The sequence below is a fragment of the Arenibacter sp. F20364 genome, assembly GCF_023015905.1.
Lineage (GTDB): Bacteria > Bacteroidota > Bacteroidia > Flavobacteriales > Flavobacteriaceae > Arenibacter.
In genome coordinates, this window is the sequence record NZ_JALKBD010000144.1 from 1 (window position 1) to 534 (window position 534).

At 61.6% G+C, this 534-nt stretch carries 1 protein-coding gene; it reads right to left on the minus strand.

What is annotated here, in order from left to right; genetic code table 11:
* A partial coding sequence (locus MWU84_RS24085) for a collagen-like protein (RefSeq protein ID WP_246906584.1) occupies positions 1-534 on the minus strand: 534 nt, incomplete at both ends.

Consider the following 534-nt stretch of genomic DNA (forward strand, 5'->3'; position numbering starts at 1 on the left):
AGTCGGACCCTGTGCTCCTGTAGCTCCGGTATCTCCTGTTGGGCCTTGGGCTCCGGTCGGACCTTGGGTTCCTGTGGCTCCCGTATCTCCTGTTGGGCCTTGGGCTCCAGTCGGACCCTGTGCTCCTGTAGCTCCGGTATCTCCTGTTGGGCCTTGGGCTCCAGTCGGACCCTGTGCTCCTGTAGCACCTGTATCTCCTGTTGGGCCTTGCGCACCGGTTGGACCCTGCGCTCCTGTGGCACCTGTATCTCCTGTAGCACCCGTATCTCCTGTTGGACCCTGAGCTCCTGTAGCTCCCGTATCTCCTGTAGCTCCAGTATCTCCTGTTGGACCTTGGGCACCAGTCGGACCCTGTGCTCCTGTAGCACCTGTATCTCCTGTTGGACCTTGCGCACCGGTCGGACCCTGTGCTCCTGTAGCTCCTGTTGGACCTTGGGCACCAGTCGGACCCTGTGCTCCTGTAGCTCCGGTATCTCCTGTTGGGCCTTGGGCTCCGGTCGGACCTTGGGTTCCTGTGGCTCCCGTATCTCCTGT